12 protein-coding genes are annotated in these 17,552 nt (G+C 70.9%); 6 read left to right on the top strand and 6 right to left on the bottom strand.

Annotated features, from left to right (window positions below; genetic code table 11):
- Positions 1-112: 112 nt before the first annotated feature.
- From OG714_RS03700 to OG714_RS03685, 4 genes are all read right to left on the bottom strand, one after another.
- On the bottom strand, positions 113-439 hold the full coding sequence (locus OG714_RS03700) for an SCO5918 family protein (RefSeq protein ID WP_406118474.1): 327 nt from the start codon (positions 437-439) through the stop codon (positions 113-115).
- A gap of 64 nt (positions 440-503) precedes the next feature.
- The gene (locus OG714_RS03695; RefSeq protein WP_406118472.1) at positions 504-2,087 is read right to left on the bottom strand and encodes a DEAD/DEAH box helicase; all 1,584 of its coding nucleotides are present in this window, start codon (positions 2,085-2,087) and stop codon (positions 504-506) included.
- 180 nt (positions 2,088-2,267) lie between these two features.
- Positions 2,268-2,471, bottom strand: coding sequence for a cold-shock protein (locus OG714_RS03690; protein WP_019056860.1), 204 nt, complete (start codon positions 2,469-2,471; stop codon positions 2,268-2,270).
- Between the two features lie 252 nt (positions 2,472-2,723).
- Positions 2,724-10,568, bottom strand: a complete 7,845-nt coding sequence (locus OG714_RS03685; protein ID WP_406131707.1) for an alpha/beta fold hydrolase — start codon at positions 10,566-10,568, stop codon at positions 2,724-2,726.
- A gap of 89 nt (positions 10,569-10,657) precedes the next feature.
- On the opposite strand from OG714_RS03685, the gene OG714_RS03680 reads away from it, so the two are divergent.
- The gene (locus OG714_RS03680; RefSeq protein WP_406118470.1) at positions 10,658-10,831 is read left to right on the top strand and encodes a hypothetical protein; all 174 of its coding nucleotides are present in this window, start codon (positions 10,658-10,660) and stop codon (positions 10,829-10,831) included.
- Positions 10,832-10,877: 46 nt separating this feature from the next.
- Positions 10,878-11,807, top strand: a complete 930-nt coding sequence (locus OG714_RS03675; protein ID WP_406118468.1) for an oxygenase MpaB family protein — start codon at positions 10,878-10,880, stop codon at positions 11,805-11,807.
- A 30-nt stretch (positions 11,808-11,837) separates the two neighbouring features.
- Here the strand turns inward: OG714_RS03675 and OG714_RS03670 are convergent, their stop codons facing one another.
- Positions 11,838-12,644 carry a class II aldolase/adducin family protein gene (locus OG714_RS03670; RefSeq protein WP_406118467.1) on the bottom strand — a complete coding sequence of 269 codons (807 nt, stop codon included), beginning with the start codon at positions 12,642-12,644 and terminating at the stop codon, positions 11,838-11,840.
- 114 nt (positions 12,645-12,758) lie between these two features.
- On the bottom strand, positions 12,759-13,208 hold the full coding sequence (locus tag OG714_RS03665) for an Lrp/AsnC family transcriptional regulator (RefSeq protein WP_406118465.1): 450 nt from the start codon (positions 13,206-13,208) through the stop codon (positions 12,759-12,761).
- A 177-nt stretch (positions 13,209-13,385) separates the two neighbouring features.
- On the opposite strand from OG714_RS03665, the gene OG714_RS03660 reads away from it, so the two are divergent.
- From OG714_RS03660 to OG714_RS03645, 4 genes are all read left to right on the top strand, one after another.
- On the top strand, positions 13,386-14,531 hold the full coding sequence (locus tag OG714_RS03660) for an acyl-CoA dehydrogenase family protein (protein WP_406118464.1): 1,146 nt from the start codon (positions 13,386-13,388) through the stop codon (positions 14,529-14,531).
- Positions 14,532-14,607: 76 nt separating this feature from the next.
- Entirely contained in the window at positions 14,608-15,369 is a 762-nt protein-coding gene (locus OG714_RS03655; RefSeq protein ID WP_406118463.1) for an SDR family NAD(P)-dependent oxidoreductase, read from the top strand.
- A gap of 69 nt (positions 15,370-15,438) precedes the next feature.
- The gene (locus tag OG714_RS03650) at positions 15,439-16,578 is read left to right on the top strand and encodes a thiamine pyrophosphate-dependent dehydrogenase E1 component subunit alpha (RefSeq protein ID WP_406118461.1); all 1,140 of its coding nucleotides are present in this window, start codon (positions 15,439-15,441) and stop codon (positions 16,576-16,578) included.
- On the top strand, positions 16,575-17,543 hold the full coding sequence (locus OG714_RS03645; RefSeq protein WP_406118460.1) for an alpha-ketoacid dehydrogenase subunit beta: 969 nt from the start codon (positions 16,575-16,577) through the stop codon (positions 17,541-17,543). The genes OG714_RS03650 and OG714_RS03645 overlap by 4 nt, the downstream gene beginning before the upstream one ends.
- The last annotated feature ends 9 nt before the right edge of the window (positions 17,544-17,552 follow it).

The raw sequence follows: 17,552 nt of genomic DNA, 5'->3' as shown, positions 1-17,552 counted from the left end.
CCCGCTGTTCATCTGCCCGTTCAGCAGGGGTACCGCCCGGCCCGGAGAACGCCGAGAGGGGCCCTGCCGACGCGCGTCGGCAGGGCCCCTCTCAGCTGTACTGGTGTCGCTTCTACACGGTTTCCGACACGTCCTGGGCCGCGCCGCTGCCCAGCAGGGCCGACGCGTTCTCCAGCGGGGTGAGGACGTGCGCGGGCACGGCCTCGGGCAGTCCGTGGCAGGTGAAGCCGAGCCGGGTCATGGCCCGGATGACCTCGCCGCTGTTGAAGTCGCGGGGGTCCTGCCGGGTGATGACCTGCCCCACCTGCTTGACGGGGTAGCGGCGCCGCCCGATGGTCACGGACTCACCCGTGATCAGCTCGGGCTTGATGCCCTTCATCGTCTCCAGGACACCCATCTTGGTGAGGTCGAAGGGATACCGGGCGATGACACAGCGCATGTTGCCTCACAGAGAGAAGGAGGATCGGGGGCCGAACGGGCGCCCGAAGGCGCCGAGTTGGTCCTCAGGCCGCAGGACCGAAGGACGACCGTCGCTGCCCCCGGCTGCTGCTGCCGCCGGCGCTGCCGCCACTGCCGCCACGCCGAGCCGCACCACCGGCGGACCGGCCCTCGCCTGCCCCGGCCGGACGGCCACGACGGCCCCGCGACGACGAGGAGGACGGGCTACGGCGGGTGCGCTCGCGCTCCACGACCGGGGCCTGGATGACGACCGGGACACCGGACGGGGCCTGGGCGCCCGTGATCCGGGTCAGCTCCTCCTCGCCCGACCGCACCGAGGTGACCTCGGCGGTGACGCCGGCCATGGTCATCAGGCGGGTGAAGTCACGGCGCTGGTCGGGGGTGACCAGGGTCACGACACTGCCGGACTCGCCCGCACGGGCCGTACGGCCGCCGCGGTGCAGATAGTCCTTGGGGTCGGTGGGCGGGTCGACGTTGACGACCAGGTCGAGGTTGTCGACGTGGATGCCGCGCGCCGCGACGTTGGTCGCCACCAGCGCCGTCACATGCCCGTCCTTGAACTGGGCGAGCGTGCGGGTGCGCTGCGGCTGGGACTTGCCGCCGTGCAGACCGGCAGCGCGGACGCCGTTGTTCAGCAGGTGCTTCACCAGCCGGTCCACCGCGTGCTTGGTGTCCAGGAACATGATGACCCGGCCCTCGCGCGCCGCGATCTCGGTGGTCGCCCGCTGCTTGTCCGTGCCGTGCACGTGCAGGACGTGGTGCTCCATCGTCGTGACCGCGCCCGCGGAGGGGTCGACGGAGTGGACGACGGGGTCGGTCAGGTAGCGGCGGACCAGGAGGTCCACGTTGCGGTCCAGGGTGGCCGAGAACAGCATCCGCTGGCCGCCCGTCTGCACCTGGTCGAGCAGCGCGGTGACCTGCGGCATGAAGCCCATGTCGGCCATCTGGTCGGCCTCGTCGAGGACGGTGATGGACACGCTGTCCAGGCGGCAGTCGCCGCGCTCGATGAGGTCCTTGAGGCGTCCCGGCGTCGCGACCACGACCTCCGCGCCACCGCGGAGCGCCCCGGCCTGACGGCCGATCGACATACCGCCGACGACGGTCGTCATCCGCACGCTGACGGCGCGGGCGTACGGGGTGAGCGCGTCGGTGACCTGCTGGGCCAGCTCGCGGGTCGGGACGAGGACCAGTGCGAGCGGCTGACGCGGCTCGGCGCGGCGGCCCGCCGTACGGGCCAGCATCGCGAGACCGAAGGCGAGGGTCTTGCCGGAGCCGGTGCGGCCGCGGCCGAGCACGTCGCGGCCGGCGAGGGAGTTGGGGAGCGTCGTCGCCTGGATCGGGAACGGGACGGTGACGCCCTCGTGGCCGAGCGCGGCCAACAGCTTTGCGGGCATGTCGAGTTCGGCGAACGACTCCACGGCCGGGAGGCCGGGGGTGACCGTCTTCGGCAGCGCGAACTCGCCCTGCAGGGCGACCGGGCGGCCACCGCCGCCGCCCTTGGAGCGGCGCGGCGCGCTGGAGCGGTTGCCGGACGGAGCTGCCGAGCGGTAGCCGCCGCCGCTCTTTCCGGATTCCGGATTTCCATTACGCTTTCGCGAGAAGCGGTCATTCGTACGTGCGCGGTTCAAAATGTGGAACCTTCCTTGATATGGCACGTATCAAGGAATTCCCGCGGTGAATGAACGGCGCAGAGAATCGCAAGAACGAGCCGGTGGCTTCGGCGGAATAGCGCCGAAAGCTTGGAAAATGCAGCGAGCTGGGGCCCGCACCCCAAGGTGCGGGCCCCAGCTGCGAAGTAAACGTCGTCGTTACGCAGGAACGATGTTCTCGGCCGTCGGGCCCTTCTGGCCCTGCGCGATGTCGAAGGTCACCTTCTGACCCTCCTGCAGCTCGCGGAAGCCCTGGGCGGCGATGTTCGAGTAGTGGGCGAAGACGTCAGCGCCGCCACCGTCCTGCTCGATGAAGCCGAAACCCTTTTCCGCGTTGAACCACTTCACGGTGCCACTGGCCATTTTGTTCTCCTTCGGGGCGGTCAGCGGAGCCCACAGTGTGCGGACTCCGTGTCGCCGTGATGATCACCCCGCCGGAAAGAAACCGGACACACAAAAAAATGCTCCACCGTCCCGGAGGGCGGTGTGGGCATCTGAAGGGTTTGGCAACCACAACTGCAACTGAGATCAATAGTAGCACGGCGCGATCGGCCGTGTGCGGTCGTTAATTTCATTTCTCATGTCGCCGACGTAGATATTGGGTTTCGTGCCGGACTACGCGAGCGCCTCGATCCAGTCGCGGACGACCTTGGCGGTCGTCGGGGTGTCCTCCTCCAGCACGCTGAGATGCGTGCCGGCCGTGTCCGCCGTGTCCCGCACACCCGGCCAGGACGAACGCCATTCCCGAGGCATGTCCGGGAGCGGCTCGGAAGCGCGCACCAGCAGGGTGGGCACCTCGGTGTGCTCCGGCTGCCAGCCCCGGAACATCCGGGTGTACGCACCCAGCGACAACAGCGTCAGATCGTCCACCATCGTGTCGAAGCTCTCGCCGGCCATCAGCGGAATCCGGGCGGGCAGGGACAGCAGCCACGGCTCGGCCTCCCGGTCCGGGGTGAGGTGGTACGAGTCGATCAGCACGAGTCCGGCCGGGGGAGTGCCGAGGGACGCCAGGCGAGTGGCGAGCGCGTGGGCGGCCGTACCGCCCATGGAGTGCCCGACCAACACGTAACGCCGGTCGCCGAGTTGGTGCCGTACGGCCGAGGCGTGCGACGCGGTCAGCGACTCCAGGTCCCGTGCCACCGCGTCTCCGTCGTCGATGCCGGAGTGCCGCACCTCGAAGACGTCCCGCTCGCCCTCGAAACAGGGGGCGAGCCCCGCGTACCAGGGGTGGCCCAGGTTGCTGGCGAAGCCGGGAACACAGACGAGGGCGGGCCCCTGGGTACCGGCGGCCAGCCGCAAGGGCGGCAGTGCGTGCCGGGCGGCATCCTCGGGCCCGAAGGCGGGCGCGCCGATGGACGCGGTCACCAGGAGATGCATGGCCGATACGACGTCTCCGGTCTCGCAGACCTTCCGGTACAGGGTGGGCAGTGACCGCCCGGCGCCGCGCCCGGGCCCACCGTGCCGGACCGGCGACGGGGCGCTCGCGGCGGCGGTCCCGTCGGACAGACTGCCGCGCAGCTCGCCGTACAGATGCTCGGCTAGCTGTTCCGTGTCCGGCCAGTCGTAGGCCACGGTGACCGCGAGGGGTGTCCCGGTCAGCAGGCTCAACCGGTTGCAGAGCATGACCCGCGTCAAGGAGTCGAGGCCCAGTTCCGAGAAGTCCCGGTCGACCGCGTCGGCGTCCGTGTGCCCGAGGACACCCGCGACCTCGGTACGGATCAGCGCCTGTAGCGCGGGCAGCCGCTCGGGCACGGGCAGTGCCGCGAGCCGGTCCCGCCAGGTCCCGGCGGCACCGTCCGCCGGGATGGCGGAGGAGGCCGAGCGCCGGTCCGCGCGCAACAGCCCGCGCAGCGGCGGGGGGACGACCGTCCCGGCCGGAACCGCCTTCGGCGAGCGGTCCAACGGCAGTGGCGCGAGGACCGGTTCAGCGCTGCCGAGCGCCGCGTCGAAGAGCGCGAACGCCTGCTCAGGGGAGACCGCGCGCACCGGCCCGCCGTGCACCCGGCCGCTGCGGGCCGCCATGCCCTCCTCGTCCGCCCACGCGCCCCAGACCAACGACAGTGCGGGCAGGCCCAGTTCGGCGCGATGGCGGGCGAGCGCGTCCAGGAAGGAGTTCGCCGCCGCGTAGTTGGCCTGACCGGGATTGCCCAGCAGCCCGGCCGCCGACGAGAACAGCACGAACCGCACCAGCGGCAGATCCTTCGTCAACTCGTGCAACCGCCAAGCCGCGTGGGCCTTCGGCCGCAGCACCACCGCCAGCCGCTCAGGAGTCATCGAGGCCAGCACGCCGTCGTCCAGCACCCCGGCCGCGTGAACCACGGCGGTCAGGTCGGGCCCGAACGTCTTGAGTACGGCGGCGAGTTGGTCCCGCTCGGCAATGTCGCAGGCCACCAGGTCAACCTGCGCGCCCGCCTGCTGGAGATCGTCCCGCAACTCCCGTGCACCCGGGGCCTGTTCGCCGCGACGGCTGAGGAGTACGAGACGTCGGACTCTGTGTCGGTCGACCAGATGGCGAGCGAGCATCGTCCCCAGGGACCCCGTGCCACCGGTGATGAGGACGGTGCCCCCGCCGAGGGAGTCGTTGGTCGCGGAACCAGATGTGCCTGCCAGCCGGGGGACGCTCAACACGCTGTCACGGACGGCGATTTGGGGCTCCCCGGTGGCAAGGGCGGCGGACACTTGTCGTAGGGACTCGGGGCGGCCGTCGACGTCCACGAGGGTGAGGCGTCCTGGGTACTCGGACTGCGCGGTCCGCAGCAGGCCCCAGACCGTGGCGGCCGGCAGGTCGGGGGAGGCATCGGCGGCACCGCGCGTGACCACGGCCAGTCGCCCGGAACCGGCGAGATGTGTTTGCAGCAACTCCAGCGCGCGTACGGTCAGTTCGTGCGCTGCGGCAACCGGGTCCCGGTGCGCGTCGCCGGGAGCGGACAAGGACGCCACGACCAACTCCGGGTCCTTCTCGGACCAGGACGACTCGTCGTCGGCGGAGGCGAGGAACGCGGCCAGGTCCAGGTCGTCCGTCTCCGACATCGCTACGGCGGGTACCTCACCGGTGGCGGGAACGCCCGTCCAGCGCAGCCGGTACAGCTCGCCGGCCGGGGTGGGAGTCATCGCCGGTGCGGGTCGGGTCGTCATCGACTCCAGTCGGCCCACGGGCACGCCCGTCGAGGTCGCGAGGTCGAGGGTGATCGAATCCGGACCGGTCGACGTCATACGGACCCGCAGGGCCGTCGCACCCGTGGCGTGCAGGGTCAACCCCCGCCAGGCGAACGGTAGTCGGGGTGCGCCGGTTGGGGGTTCGGCGAGCAGTCCCGGGTGCAGGGCGGCGTCCAGCAGAGCCGGGTGGAGCATGTGGCGCCGGGCGTCCGCGACCGGCGACGGGCCGACCTCGGCGAAGAGTTCCTCGCCCCGTCGCCACAACGCCGTGACGCCTTGGAACGCCGGGCCGTACGCCAGCCCGGCCGCGGCCACTCGTTCGTAGGCACCGGGGAGATCCACCCGCACAGCACCCGCCGGCGGCCACGCCGTGAGGGAGACCGTGCTGTCCGGGGCGCCGGGAACGGCCGGGCCGAGCCGCCCGGTCGCGTGCTGCGTCCAGGCGCCGAGCGCACCGGACTCCTCGGGCCGCGCGTACACGTCCGCGCTTCGGCGTCCGGAGTCGTCCGGCTCACCCAGGACCACCTGGAGCTGGATGCCCGCTTCGTCGTCCTCGGGGAGGAACAGCGGGTTCAGCAGGGCGAGTTCCTCCATTACGGCGAGACCGCACAGGTCGCCCGCGTGCAGTACGAGGTCGACGAACGCGGCACCGGGGACGAGTTCGTGCCCGCCCACGACGTGGTCGCGCAGCCATGGTTGGGCCGCGCCGGACAACCTGCCCGTGCACAGGAGGCGTTCGGTGCCCGGCACGGTGACCGTCTGCGTGAGGAGCGGGTGCCCGTGGCCGGTGGTCGCGTCGGTGCCGCTGTCGGGCAGCCAGTAGCGCTGCCGTTGGAAGGGATAGGTCGGCAGGCCGTCGACGCGTCGGGCGCCGCTGCCCGCGTACACCCGGCGCCAGTCCAACCGCACACCATGGACGTGGAGTCGGCCGAGCGCGTCGAACACTGTCCGTGGCTCGGCGCTGTCCCGGCGGGCTGCCGAGGTGAAGAGGAGTTCCGTGCCGGTCCCGGCCAGGCTCGCCGCGGCCTGGGCCGTGAGCTGGGCTTCCGGGCCGATCTCGGCGAACGCGGTCACCCGTCCGTCGTGCGCCAGCCAGCGCACGCTGTCCCCGAACCGCACGGCCTCACGGGCATGTCGGACCCAGTACTCGGCCGACCGCAGCTCGTCCCCGGTGGCCGGAAGCCCGGTCAGGCCCGAGACCACCGGGATGCTGGGGGAGTGATACGTCAACTCACCCGCCACGCGGCCGAATTCGGCGAGCATCGGCTCCATGAGAGGGGAGTGGAAGGCATGGCTGACCCGTAGCCGGACGGTACGACGGCCGCGTACGGCGAAACGCTCCGCGAGGGCGAGGACCGGCTCCTTGGCGCCGGAGACGACGACCGCACGGGGTCCGTTGACGGCCGCGATCGCGACCCCGTCGGTCAGTTCGGCCGTCACCTCCACCTCGGTGGCGTCGAGCGCCACCATGGCACCGCCCTCCGGGAGCTCCCGCATCAACCTCCCACGCGCGGCGACCAGTTCGACGGCGTCCGCCTCGGACAGCACGCCCGCGCAGTGGGCCGCCGCCAGCTCGCCCACGGAGTGTCCGGCCAGGAACTCCGGGCGTACGCCCCAGGATTCGAGCAGCCGGAAGAGGGACACCTCGAAGGTGAACAGGGCGGCCTGGGCGAAGTCCGTGCGGTTCAGCAGCGCGCTCGCGTCCGCGTCCCAGAGGACGGAGCGCAGCGGACGTTCCAGACGGGTGTCGAAGCGCGCGCACAAGGCGTCGAAGGTGCTTGCGAACCCTGGGAAGGTGTCGTACAACTCCCTTCCCATGCCCGTGCGTTGGGCTCCCTGGCCGGTGAAGAGCAGAGCCAGGCGGGCGACGGAGCTGGTGGTGTGCGGTGGAGTGGATGCCGTCAGGTCGTCGAGGGCGGACAGGATCGCCGTGCGGTCGTCGGTGGTGACGGCGGCTCGGTGCGGTAGTGCGGCTCGCGCGGTGGCGAGCGTGAACGCCAGGTCCGGCAAGGGGAGTCCGGGGTGGGCGCGCAGGAAGTCGGCGGTGCGTGCGGCCTGTTCGCGCAGGGCTGTCGGGCTCGCGGCCGAGAGCAGCAGTGGGGGTGTCACGGGGTCGCGCAGCGGTGGTTCGTCGACCGCGGCCGCCTCGGGCTCCTCCAGGATCACGTGCGCGTTGGTCCCGCCGATGCCGAACGCCGACACCGCCGCGCGTCGCGGGCGGCCGGGCTCGGGTCGCCATTCCTCGTCCTGGGACAGGAGTCGTACGGTGCCCGACGACCAGTCCACGTGGGGCGACGGTTCGTCGGCGTGGAGGGTGCGGGGGAGTCGGTCGTGGTGCATCGCGAGGACGGTCTTGATGACGCCGGCGACACCGGCCGCGGCCTGGGTGTGCCCGAGGTTGGACTTCAACGAGCCGAGCCACAGGGGGCGTTGGGCGGTGCGGTCCTGACCGTAGGTGGCGAGCAGCGCCTGTGCCTCGATCGGGTCGCCGAGCGCGGTGCCCGTGCCGTGCGCCTCCACGGTGTCGATGTCGGCCGGGGACAGTCCCGCGTCGGCCAGCGCCGAGCGGATCACCCGTTGCTGGGCAGGGCCGTTGGGGGCCGTGAGCCCGTTGGACGCGCCGTCGGAGTTGACGGCCGAGCCGCGCAGCACGGCGAGTACGGGATGGCCGTGGCGCCGTGCGTCGGAGAGCCGCTCCAGCAGGACCAGGCCGACACCCTCGCCCCAGGCGGTACCGTCGGCCGCCGCCGAGAAGGGCTTGCAGTGGCCGTCCGGTGCCAGCCCGCGCAGTCTGCTGAACGCGACGAACGGGCCGGGGGACGCCATCACCGTGACCCCGCCGGCGACGGCGAGCGAGCACTCCCCGTCGCGCAGGGACCGTACCGCCGAATGCATCGCGACCAGCGACGACGAGCACGCGGTGTCCACCGTCACGGCGGGCCCGCGCAGCCCCAGCGTGTAGGCGATACGGCCGGAGGCCACGCTGCCCGCCGATCCGAGGGCGAGATGCGCCTCCAACTCGTGCCCGCCGCGGTGCAGTAGACGGCTCGCGTAGGTCGCGTGCATGACGCCGACGAAGACGCCGGTGTCGCTGTCGCGCAGACCTGCCGGGTCCATGCCCGCCCGCTCCAGGAGTTCCCAGCTGGTCTCCAGGAGCAGTCGCTGCTGGGGGTCGGTGGCGAGCGCCTCGCGGGGCGACATGCTGAAGAAGGCCGCGTCGAAGTCGGCCGCCCGGTCCAGGAATCCGCCCCGGCGCGTGACGGACTTGCCGAGGCGGTCGGGGTCCGGGTCGTACAGGTCGGCCACGTTCCAGCCGCGGTCGGTGGGGAAGTCGGAGGTCGCGTCGGTGCCGTCGGCGACCAACTGCCACAGTTCCTCGGGGGATTCGACTCCGCCCGGGTAGCGGCAGGCCATGGCCACGATGGCGATCGGTTCGCCGGGTCCGGTGCGGTGGCCGTCGCCGGGCGTACGCGTGGGGCCGGGGCGGTTGTCGCCGTGCAGCGCGTCGCGTACCAGGGTCGCCACGGCGGTGGGCGTGGGGTGGTCGAAGACGAGGGTGGCGGGTAGTGAGAGGCCGGTCGCCGTGCCGAGCCGGTCGCGCAGGAGGACAGCGCCGAGCGAGGTCAAACCCTGTTCGCTGAACGGCACTTCGGAGTCCAGCTCCCGCACGGGTACGTCGAGAGTCCGTGCCGTCACGTCGAGAACCAGGCCGAGTACGGCGTCGGACGCGGCCGCGAGTCGCTCGCGCAGCGCGGCCGACGCGGACGTACGTTCCGCGGCGAGGCGCTCCGGCAGCTGTTCGGCGAGCACGGCCCGGGCGATCTTGCCGGAAGCGGTACGGGGGAGGGCGGCGGTCGGATAGATCTCGTCCGGCACCTTGAACCCGGACAGCCGCTCCCGGCAGGCGGCGAGGGCCCGCTCCGTGTCGACCCCGTCCGGGCCGGGCACGACGAACGCCACCGGCACCTCACCCAGCACGTCGTGCCGCCGGCCGACCACAGCCGCGTCGGCGATGTCGGGGCGGGCGAGCAGCACCCGCTCCACTTCGGCGGGGTTGATGTTCACACCGCCCCGGATGATCAACTCCTTGACGCGGCCGGTGACATGGAGATGACCGTGCGCGTCGCGCCGGCCGAGGTCGCCGGTTCGGTACCAGCCGTCGGTGAACGCCTCGGCGGTCGTGTCCGGACGGTTGTGGTAGCCGGCCATCAACCCGGGACCACGCACCCAGATCTCGCCCTCGCCCTCGTCCCCGTCGCCGGCCTCCGCGCCGGTGGACGGATCGGTGATCCGGACGTCCAGCACCAGCAGCGGAAAACCACGCGAGGGGTCCTGTCGGGGGCCGTCGAGACGCTCGATCGCGATCTTCCCGCAGGTCTCCGTGGAGCCGTACCCGTCCAACAGGGGTGCAGACAGGGCCAGTTCGACCTCGGCCCGCAACTCGGGGGAACAGGGCGCGCCTCCGCTGACACACACCCGCAGCGACGTGGGCACCGGACGCGCCGTCTCCCGCAGTGACTCCAGCAGGAGGCGGTAGGTGGCGGGCACCCCGCCCAGGATCGTGAACGGCTCGGCGGTGAGCGCCTCGGCGAGGTTCGCGCCGGGTGCGAGTACGCGCGCGGTCGCACCGACCGAGAGGACGCCCAACAGGCACACGGAGTGGCCGAGGGCGTGGAACATCGGCAACGGCCAGAGCAGCCGGTCCTGTTGCTCCAGTCCGAACGCCGGCACGTAGGCCGCCGTCACCGACCACAGTCCCGAACGCTGCGTGGAGACAACACCCTTGCTCTGCCCGGTGGTGCCCGAGGTGTAGTGGATCCAGGCCGGCTCGTCGAGATCGAGGTCGTCACGGGGTGCCGTACCCGAATCCGTACCGGCAAGACTCTCGAAGGCGATCGCGCCCTCGGCCGGGGCGCCCTGCCCGACGATGATCACCCGCTGTACGGAGGCGAGTTGGGCGAGCGGTCCCTCGCTCACCACGGCCACGGCGCCGCAGTCGTCGAGGAAGTACGCCAACTCCTCCTGCGAGGCAGCGGGGTTGAGGAGTACGCCGATCGCTCCGGCGCGGAGCACACCGAGCCAGGTCTCCACCAGCTCGACCCGGTTGCCCAGATGGAGCGCGACCCGGTCCCCACGCCGTACCCCGAGCCGTACCAGATGCCCGGCCAGCCGGGCGGTGCGCTGCTCCAACTCCCGGTAGGTGACGGCACGTCGGTCGTCCTGGTACGCGGTCTTCCCGCCGATCCGGGTCGCGTGCTCCCGCAAGATGTCCGGCAGTGTGCGCACCGACTCGCCCCCGTACATTCCTATTCCCACCCTTTCGTTCCCCCCACCGTGAGCGGTCACCGTACGACAGTCGCCGTCAAGCGGCTGCATAGGGCACGCTCTACGGCATGGTGATGCGCGTGTACTTCTCGGCCGCGAGTGACGAGGGTGGTGTCGGCGTACGCGATGAACAGGGCGGCCCGGATGCGGAACTGAGATTCACGCCCACCAAGACGGTGGAACTGCTCCATGGGTTGTCCGGCCCGGCCCGGAGAGCCGCGGCGGAGAGCCGACGGCTGTAGTGCCGGTGGGCTGTAGGAACCACAACTCGGCAGTCAGGAGCGGCCCGTGAGCACATCCGGCGACTCGTCGACGCCCGAGCCGCTCGGGCCGTCGTCTCTTGCCTGGCGGTATTTCAGCGACTGGCGGGGCATGCTGATCGGCCTCTGGGCCGGGTCGATGCAGAACATGCATCCCGCCCTCGGCGCCGGAGTCGAGGAACACTCGGAGTTCTTCGACGAGCGCTGGGAACGGCTGCTCCGCTCGCTCTACCCGATCGCCGGAGTGATCTACGACGGCCCGGACGCGGCCCGTACCGCCCGCGAAGTGCGCGACTATCACGTCGATATCAAGGGTGTTGACAGCCAGGGGCGGCGCTACCACGCCCTGGATCCGGACACCTTCTTCTGGGCGCAGGCGACCTTCGTCATGGTCCCGGTCCTGGTGTGCCAGTACTTCGGCCGGCCGCTGACGGAGGAACAGAAGGAGCAGTTCTACGCCGAGAGCCTTCAGTGGTACCGGCTCTACGGAGTCAGCGACCGGCCCGCTCCGGCCGGCTGGGCGGGATTCAGCGCGTACTTCGAGCGGATGTGCGCCGACACCCTGGAGGACAACTGGGCGGCACGCGCCGTGCTCGACATCGGCCGTATCGGTAAGCCGCCTTTTCTGAAGTGGCTGCCGGAGGCGGTGTGGCGAGTGATCCGGGGTCCGCTGACACGGCCCTTCGTCTGGCTCACCGTCGGGATGTATCCGCCCACCGTGCGTGCCAAGCTGGGCTACCGATGGTCCCGTCGGAGCGCGGTCGGGCTGTGGCTGGTGGGCCGCACCGTCGCACTCGGCTGGCACCTCGTGCCGTTCGAGCGGCGCTACCACCCACGGGCCAGGGCGGGTTGGCGGCGGGCGCGCGGTCTCGCCGTAGGACCGGTCGAGACGCCGCGGCGGAACCTGCCGCCGGAGGAGCGGCGGGGTGACGGCAAGCACTATGCGCCCGAGGTGTAGCCGTCGACGTGCGGCTGGAGTCGAGGCGCCTCAGCCCAGGACGTCGGGTTCCTCCTCCACCACGAGGTCGGCCAGGAGGTTGAAGTTGTGGCGCGCCATGTTGGCGTTGCTGAACTGGCGGTGGGCCAGGGTGACTTCCTCCTCGGTCATGACGCGGGGCTTGCCGGCGGCGTCGGCGAGGAGCTGCATCTGGCATGCGCGGTCCATGGTGATGAACCACCACGCGGCCTCCTCGACGGAGCGTCCGACCGTCAGCAGGCCGTGGTGGCGGAGGATGGCGGCCCGCCGCTCGCCGAGCCGGACGGCGATCCGCTCGCCCTCGGTCCGCTCCAGCACCAGGCCCTTGTACTCGTCGAACAGGACGTGGTCGTCGTAGAAGGCGCAGGACTCCTGCACGATCGGGTCCAGGAGCTTGTCCAGCGACGCGAAGGCCCTGCCGTGGATGGTGTGGGCGTGCGCCACGGCCACGACGTCCGGGCGGGCCTGGTGGATGGAGGAGTGGATCCAGAAGGCCGCCTTGTTCGTCCTGCGTCCGCCCTCGATGACCCGGCCTTCCTCATCGATGAGCAGCAGGTCGCTGACGCGGATCTTGGAGAAGTGCACCGCGTACGGGTTGACCCAGAACCTGTCGGGGAACTCGGGGTCCCGCGCGGTGATGTGGCCGGCGATGCCCTCGTCGAAGCCGTAGCGGGCGAAGATCCGGAACGCCGCCGCCAACTGCCGCTTGCGGTGGGCGCGTTCGGCCTCGATGGTCTCGCGGCTCTCCGCCAGGCGAGGAATGTCCAGTTCCTCGGTGTTCTCGAAGTCGATGTCGTTGCCGCCGGTGGTGATGGACATCGGGACGTCCTTTCCGATGCATGGTGAATTTCTTTCAGGCTGCAACCATCTCCCGTCCGCTGTCAACCTCAGAGGCAAGAAAAGTTGCCCATGAGGCACAAGGCTCCTGTCTGCTCAGTCGCCCCTGCGCCACGCGCCCAGCACCATCAGCGTCTTCGTGCCGATCACCGCGCCCGTGCGCCGGAGCCGGTCGATGACGTCTCTCAGGTGCTGCACGTTGGTCACCCGGACGCGGACCAGGGCGTCGGGATCGCCCGCGACGGTGAAGACCTCCAGGGCCTCCGGGACGCTGGTGGCGGCCATCGTGATCGCCTCGACCTTGACGTCGCCGGCGAACCGCAACTCGACGAACGCCTCGAAACTGGAGCCCAGCTTGCCGTGGTCGAGGGTGACCGTGTAGCCCGTGATGACTCCGACCCGCTCCAGCCGGTCCACCCGGCGTTTGACCGCCGACGGGGAGAGGCTGACCCGCTCCGCGATCTCCGTCATCGTCCGGCGGCCGTCCTCGACCAGTAGCTCGAGAATCGCGCGGTCGACGCTGTCGATGAGCCCCGTGTCGGTCATGTGGTCCGCCTCCTGATGCACGTTTTGTGCGAGTGAGCCTGTTCTCGATCAGCTTTTTTGCATCACGTGCAAGATACCCGCAACTTAATTGCCAGCGCCTGTGTCCCGCCGGTCCACTGACAACGCCTGCAACTGGTCGGCGACCGCCGTTCGAGGGCGTGAGGAAGGGACCCAGCGGTGAAGGTTGAGCGCGAACTACCCTCCGGCGAGGCCCGGGAGCTACTGGAGCTGACGGTCGACCTCGCGGACAAGGAACTCGCCCCGCGTGCGGCCGAGTTCGAGGAGGAGGGCCGTTTCCCCCGTGAGGTGTTCGGCCTCCTGGGCGAAGCGGGGCTGCTGACCCTTCCGTTCGGTGAGGACGTCGGGGGAGGGGGACAGCCCTACGCCGTCTACCTGCAAGTACTCGAAGAAGTGGCCGCCCGTTGGGCCGCTGTCGCCGTCGGTGTCAGCGTCCACACCCTGTCCTGCCACCCGGTTTCGGCCTTCGGCTCCGCGGCACAGCGGCAGGCGCTGCTGCCGTGGCAACTGAGCGGCGCCGCCCTCGGCGCCTACTGCCTGTCGGAGGAGCACGCGGGTTCCGACCCCAGCGCCATCCGGGCCGGCGCGGCACGTGACGGCGAGGCGTGGGTGGCCCGGGGCACCAAGGCCTGGGTCACGCACGGCGGCGAGGCCGACTTCTACACCGCCTTCCTGCGTACGTCCGCGGACCCGCGCAACGGCATCTCCTGCTTCCACGTCGACGCCCGGTCGCCCGGCCTGAGTGCGGGTGCCCCGGAGCGGAAGATGGGGCTGCGTAGTTCGACCACCGCGCTGATGCACTTCGACGATGTGCGGGTCCCGGGCGACCGGCTGATCGGCGAGCCCGGCCAGGGCCTGAGGATCGCGCTGTCCGCACTCGACGCAGGCCGGCTCGGCATCGCCGCGGTCGCGGTCGGGATCGCGCAGGCGGCGCTCAATCACGCGGTCGACTACGCCCGCGAGCGCCGGACCTTCGGCCGTCGCATCATCGAGCACCAGGGCGTCGGGTTCCTGCTCGCCGACATGGCCGCGCGCACCGAAGCGGCCCGCGCCACCTACCTGGTCGCCGCCCGCCGCAAGGACGCCGGCCAGGAGTTCAGCCGCCAGGCCAGCATGGCCAAACTCATCGCGACGGACACGGCCATGGCCGTGACCACCGATGCCGTACAGGTCCTCGGCGGTGCCGGATACGTCCGCGAGCACCCCGTGGAGCGCTATATGCGCGAGGCGAAGATCACGCAGATCTTCGAGGGCACCAACCAGATCCAGCGCATGGTCATCGGCCGCCATCTCGCCGACTCCTGAACTCGGCCTCATTCTCCGCGACTTGCACATTCCCTACGACTTGCACGTTCCGACGACTTGAAGGAAGGCGGGCACCGTGACACCTCGCGATGCTGTTGCCGTCATAGCGGGAGGCGGCTCGGGGCTGGGGCGGGCGACCGCACACCGGCTGCACCGACAGGGCCGTACCGTCGTGCTGTTGGACCTCCCGAACAGCCAAGGGGAGGCCGCGGCCGCCGCGTTGGGGAAGCGCGCCCACTTCGTCGCGGCGGATGTGACCGATCCGGCGCAGGTCCGGCAGGCCTTCGCGCACGCGGTGGACCACGGGCCGGTGCGCGTGGCGGTCAACTGCGCCGGAGTCGCGACGCCGGGCCGCATCCTGGGCAAACGGGGAGTGCTGCCGGCCGAGGACTTCCGGCGCGTGATCGAGATCAACCTGCTCGGGACCTTCCACGTGCTCGCCGCCGCTGCCTCCGTCATGGCCGACAACACCCCGGACAACGGGGATCGGGGCGTCATCGTCTGCACCGCGTCCATCGCCGCCTACGACGGCCAGATCGGCCAGGCCGCCTACGCGGCGAGCAAGGGCGGGGTCGTCTCGCTGACCCTGTCCGCGGCCCGGGACCTCGCGGACTCGGCCATCCGGGTCGTCACGATCGCCCCAGGACTGTTCGACACCCCGCTGCTGTCGGGCCTGCCGGAGAAGGCGCGGACCCAACTGGGCGCCGCCGTACCGCATCCGTCCCGGCTCGGCTCACCGGACGAATACGCCGGCCTGGTCACCCAGATTCTCGACAACCCGATGCTCAACGGCGAGGTCATCCGCCTCGACGGCGCCCTGCGCATGGCCCCGCGCTGAACCCCCGCACCGACAAGGCCCGTTGACCCGCTCTCCACGTCGAGGGCATCTCCCGGAAAGAGAACGCGCATGGCACACGCCGTACAAGACCCGCTGCCGGAAACGGCATTGGCCGATCCGCCCATCCAACTGCTCGATCCGGAAGGGAGATTGGGCACGGACCCCCGGCTGCCCCTCGACCCGGCGACCGTCGACCTCCCCGCCCTCTACCGCGACATGACGCTCGTCCGCCGCCTGGACACGGAGGCCATCGCCCTGCAACGGCAAGGTGAGTTGGGGCTGTGGCCCTCGCTGCGCGGGCAGGAGGCGGCACAGGTCGGAGCGGCGTACGCGCTGTACGACCGGGACATGGTCTTCCCCACCTACCGCGAGCACGGCGTGGCCTGGTGCCGCGGCCTCGACCCGGTGTCGCTCCTCGGACTCTTCCGGGGTACCACGCTGGGCGGTTGGGACCCCTACGCCCATCACTTCAACCTGTACACGCTGGTCATCGGCGCGCAGACCCTGCACGCGGTCGGTTACGCCATGGGCCTGTACCGGGACGGCAGCACAGGCTCGGGCGATCCCGATCGCGACACGGCCGTGCTGGCGTTCCTCGGCGACGGCGCGCTGAGCGAGGGCGAGACGAACGAGGCGTTCATCTGGGCCGCCGCCCAGAACCTGCCGGTCGTCTTCTTCTGCCAGAACAACCAATGGGCCATCTCAGCCCCCTACAGCGTGCAGAGCCGCATCCCCGCGGCCCAAAGAGCCGCCGGATACGGCTTTCCGGGCATCCGCGTCGACGGCAACGACGTGCTGGCCTGCCTCGCCGCGACGCGCCAGGCGCTGGACCGGGCGCGAACCGGCGGTGGCCCGACGCTGATCGAGGCGGTCACCTACCGGGTCAACGCCCACACGACGGCCGACGACGCGACGCGTTACCGGGACGCCGAGGAGACCGAGGACTGGACCGCCCGGGACCCACTGGAGCGGCTGCGCACGCATCTCGAGTCCGTGGGCGCCGTGAACGACGAGTACTTCACCGACCTCGAACAGCGCGAGCGGGACCTGGCCGAACAACTGCGGTCCGGCTGCCGCGGGTTGGCCGACCCCGACCCGTCCTCTCCCTTCGAGCACACCTACGCGCACATGCCCGCCGATCTGCGCCAACAGCTGCGCGCACACGTGGAGTTCGTCTCCGCCGGCCCGCAGGACGGAGAGCGGACATGACCGTTTCCATGGTCAAGGCCCTCAACGACGGCCTGCGCCAGGCCCTTTGCGACGATCCACAGGTCCTGCTCATGGGCGAGGACATCGGCAGGCTCGGCGGTGTGTTCCGCGTGACGGACGGACTGCGCAAGGAGTTCGGCGACCTGAGAGTCGTCGACACCCCGCTGGGCGAGGCAGGCATCGTCGGAGCGGCGATCGGACTCGCGATGCGCGGCTACCGGCCCGTCTGCGAGATCCAGTTCGACGGCTTCGTCTACCCGGCCGCCAACCAGATCATCACCCAGCTCGCCAAGCTCCGGCACCGCTCGGCGGGCCGCATCTCCCTGCCCGTCGTGATCCGCATCCCCTACGGCGGTGGCATCGGCTCGATCGAGCACCACTCGGAGTCGCCGGAGACGTACTTCGCCCACACGGCCGGGCTGAAGGTGGTCACCTGCTCCACCCCGCACGACGCGTTCCACATGATCCAACAGGCCGTGGCCGAGGACGACCCCGTGGTGTTCCTCGAACCCAAGCGGCACTACTGGAGCAAGGGAGAGATCACCCGGGACTCGGCCCTCCCGCTGGAGCGGGCCGTCGTCCGCCGCGAGGGGACGGACGTGACGCTGATCGCCTACGGCCCGGCGGTGCCGGTCTCCCTGGAAGCGGCCGAGGCCGCGGCGGAGGAGGGCCGCAGCGTGGAGGTCGTGGAACTGCGGAGCCTGTCTCCGTGGGACGTCACGACCGTCCGCGCGTCCGTGCACCGCACCGGGCGGGCCGTCGTCGTCCATGAGGCCGCCTTCTCCCACGGGTTCGGCGCGGAGGTCGCCGCACGGTTGCAGGACGAGGAGTTCCACTACCTCGAAGCACCCGTCGTACGGGTGACGGGATACGACACCCCGTACCCGCCCAGCCGTCTGGAGTCGGACTGGCTGCCCGGTGTGGACCGGATCCTCAACGCCATCGACCGCAGCCTGAGTTACTAGGAGGGGCGC

It is taken from the genome of Streptomyces sp. NBC_00989 (assembly GCF_045162655.1).
Classification (GTDB): domain Bacteria; phylum Actinomycetota; class Actinomycetes; order Streptomycetales; family Streptomycetaceae; genus Streptomyces.
The sequence above is the reverse complement of the archived record's forward strand: the minus strand, read 5'-3'. Positions and strand labels throughout refer to the sequence as shown.

What these genes read in the sequence shown, in the direction of transcription:
- OG714_RS03650 (WP_406118461.1), top strand. Translation starts at nt 15,439, where the DNA reads ATGGCACACGCCGTACAAGACCCGCTGCCGGAAACGGCATTGGCCGAT.
- OG714_RS03670 (WP_406118467.1), bottom strand. Translation starts at nt 12,644, where the DNA reads ATGTCCATCACCACCGGCGGCAACGACATCGACTTCGAGAACACCGAG.
- OG714_RS03685 (WP_406131707.1), bottom strand. Translation starts at nt 10,568, where the DNA reads ATGTACGGGGGCGAGTCGGTGCGCACACTGCCGGACATCTTGCGGGAG.
- OG714_RS03700 (WP_406118474.1), bottom strand. Translation starts at nt 439, where the DNA reads ATGCGCTGTGTCATCGCCCGGTATCCCTTCGACCTCACCAAGATGGGT.
- OG714_RS03645 (WP_406118460.1), top strand. Translation starts at nt 16,575, where the DNA reads ATGACCGTTTCCATGGTCAAGGCCCTCAACGACGGCCTGCGCCAGGCC.
- OG714_RS03690 (WP_019056860.1), bottom strand. Translation starts at nt 2,471, where the DNA reads ATGGCCAGTGGCACCGTGAAGTGGTTCAACGCGGAAAAGGGTTTCGGC.
- OG714_RS03680 (WP_406118470.1), top strand. Translation starts at nt 10,658, where the DNA reads ATGGTGATGCGCGTGTACTTCTCGGCCGCGAGTGACGAGGGTGGTGTC.
- OG714_RS03665 (WP_406118465.1), bottom strand. Translation starts at nt 13,208, where the DNA reads ATGACCGACACGGGGCTCATCGACAGCGTCGACCGCGCGATTCTCGAG.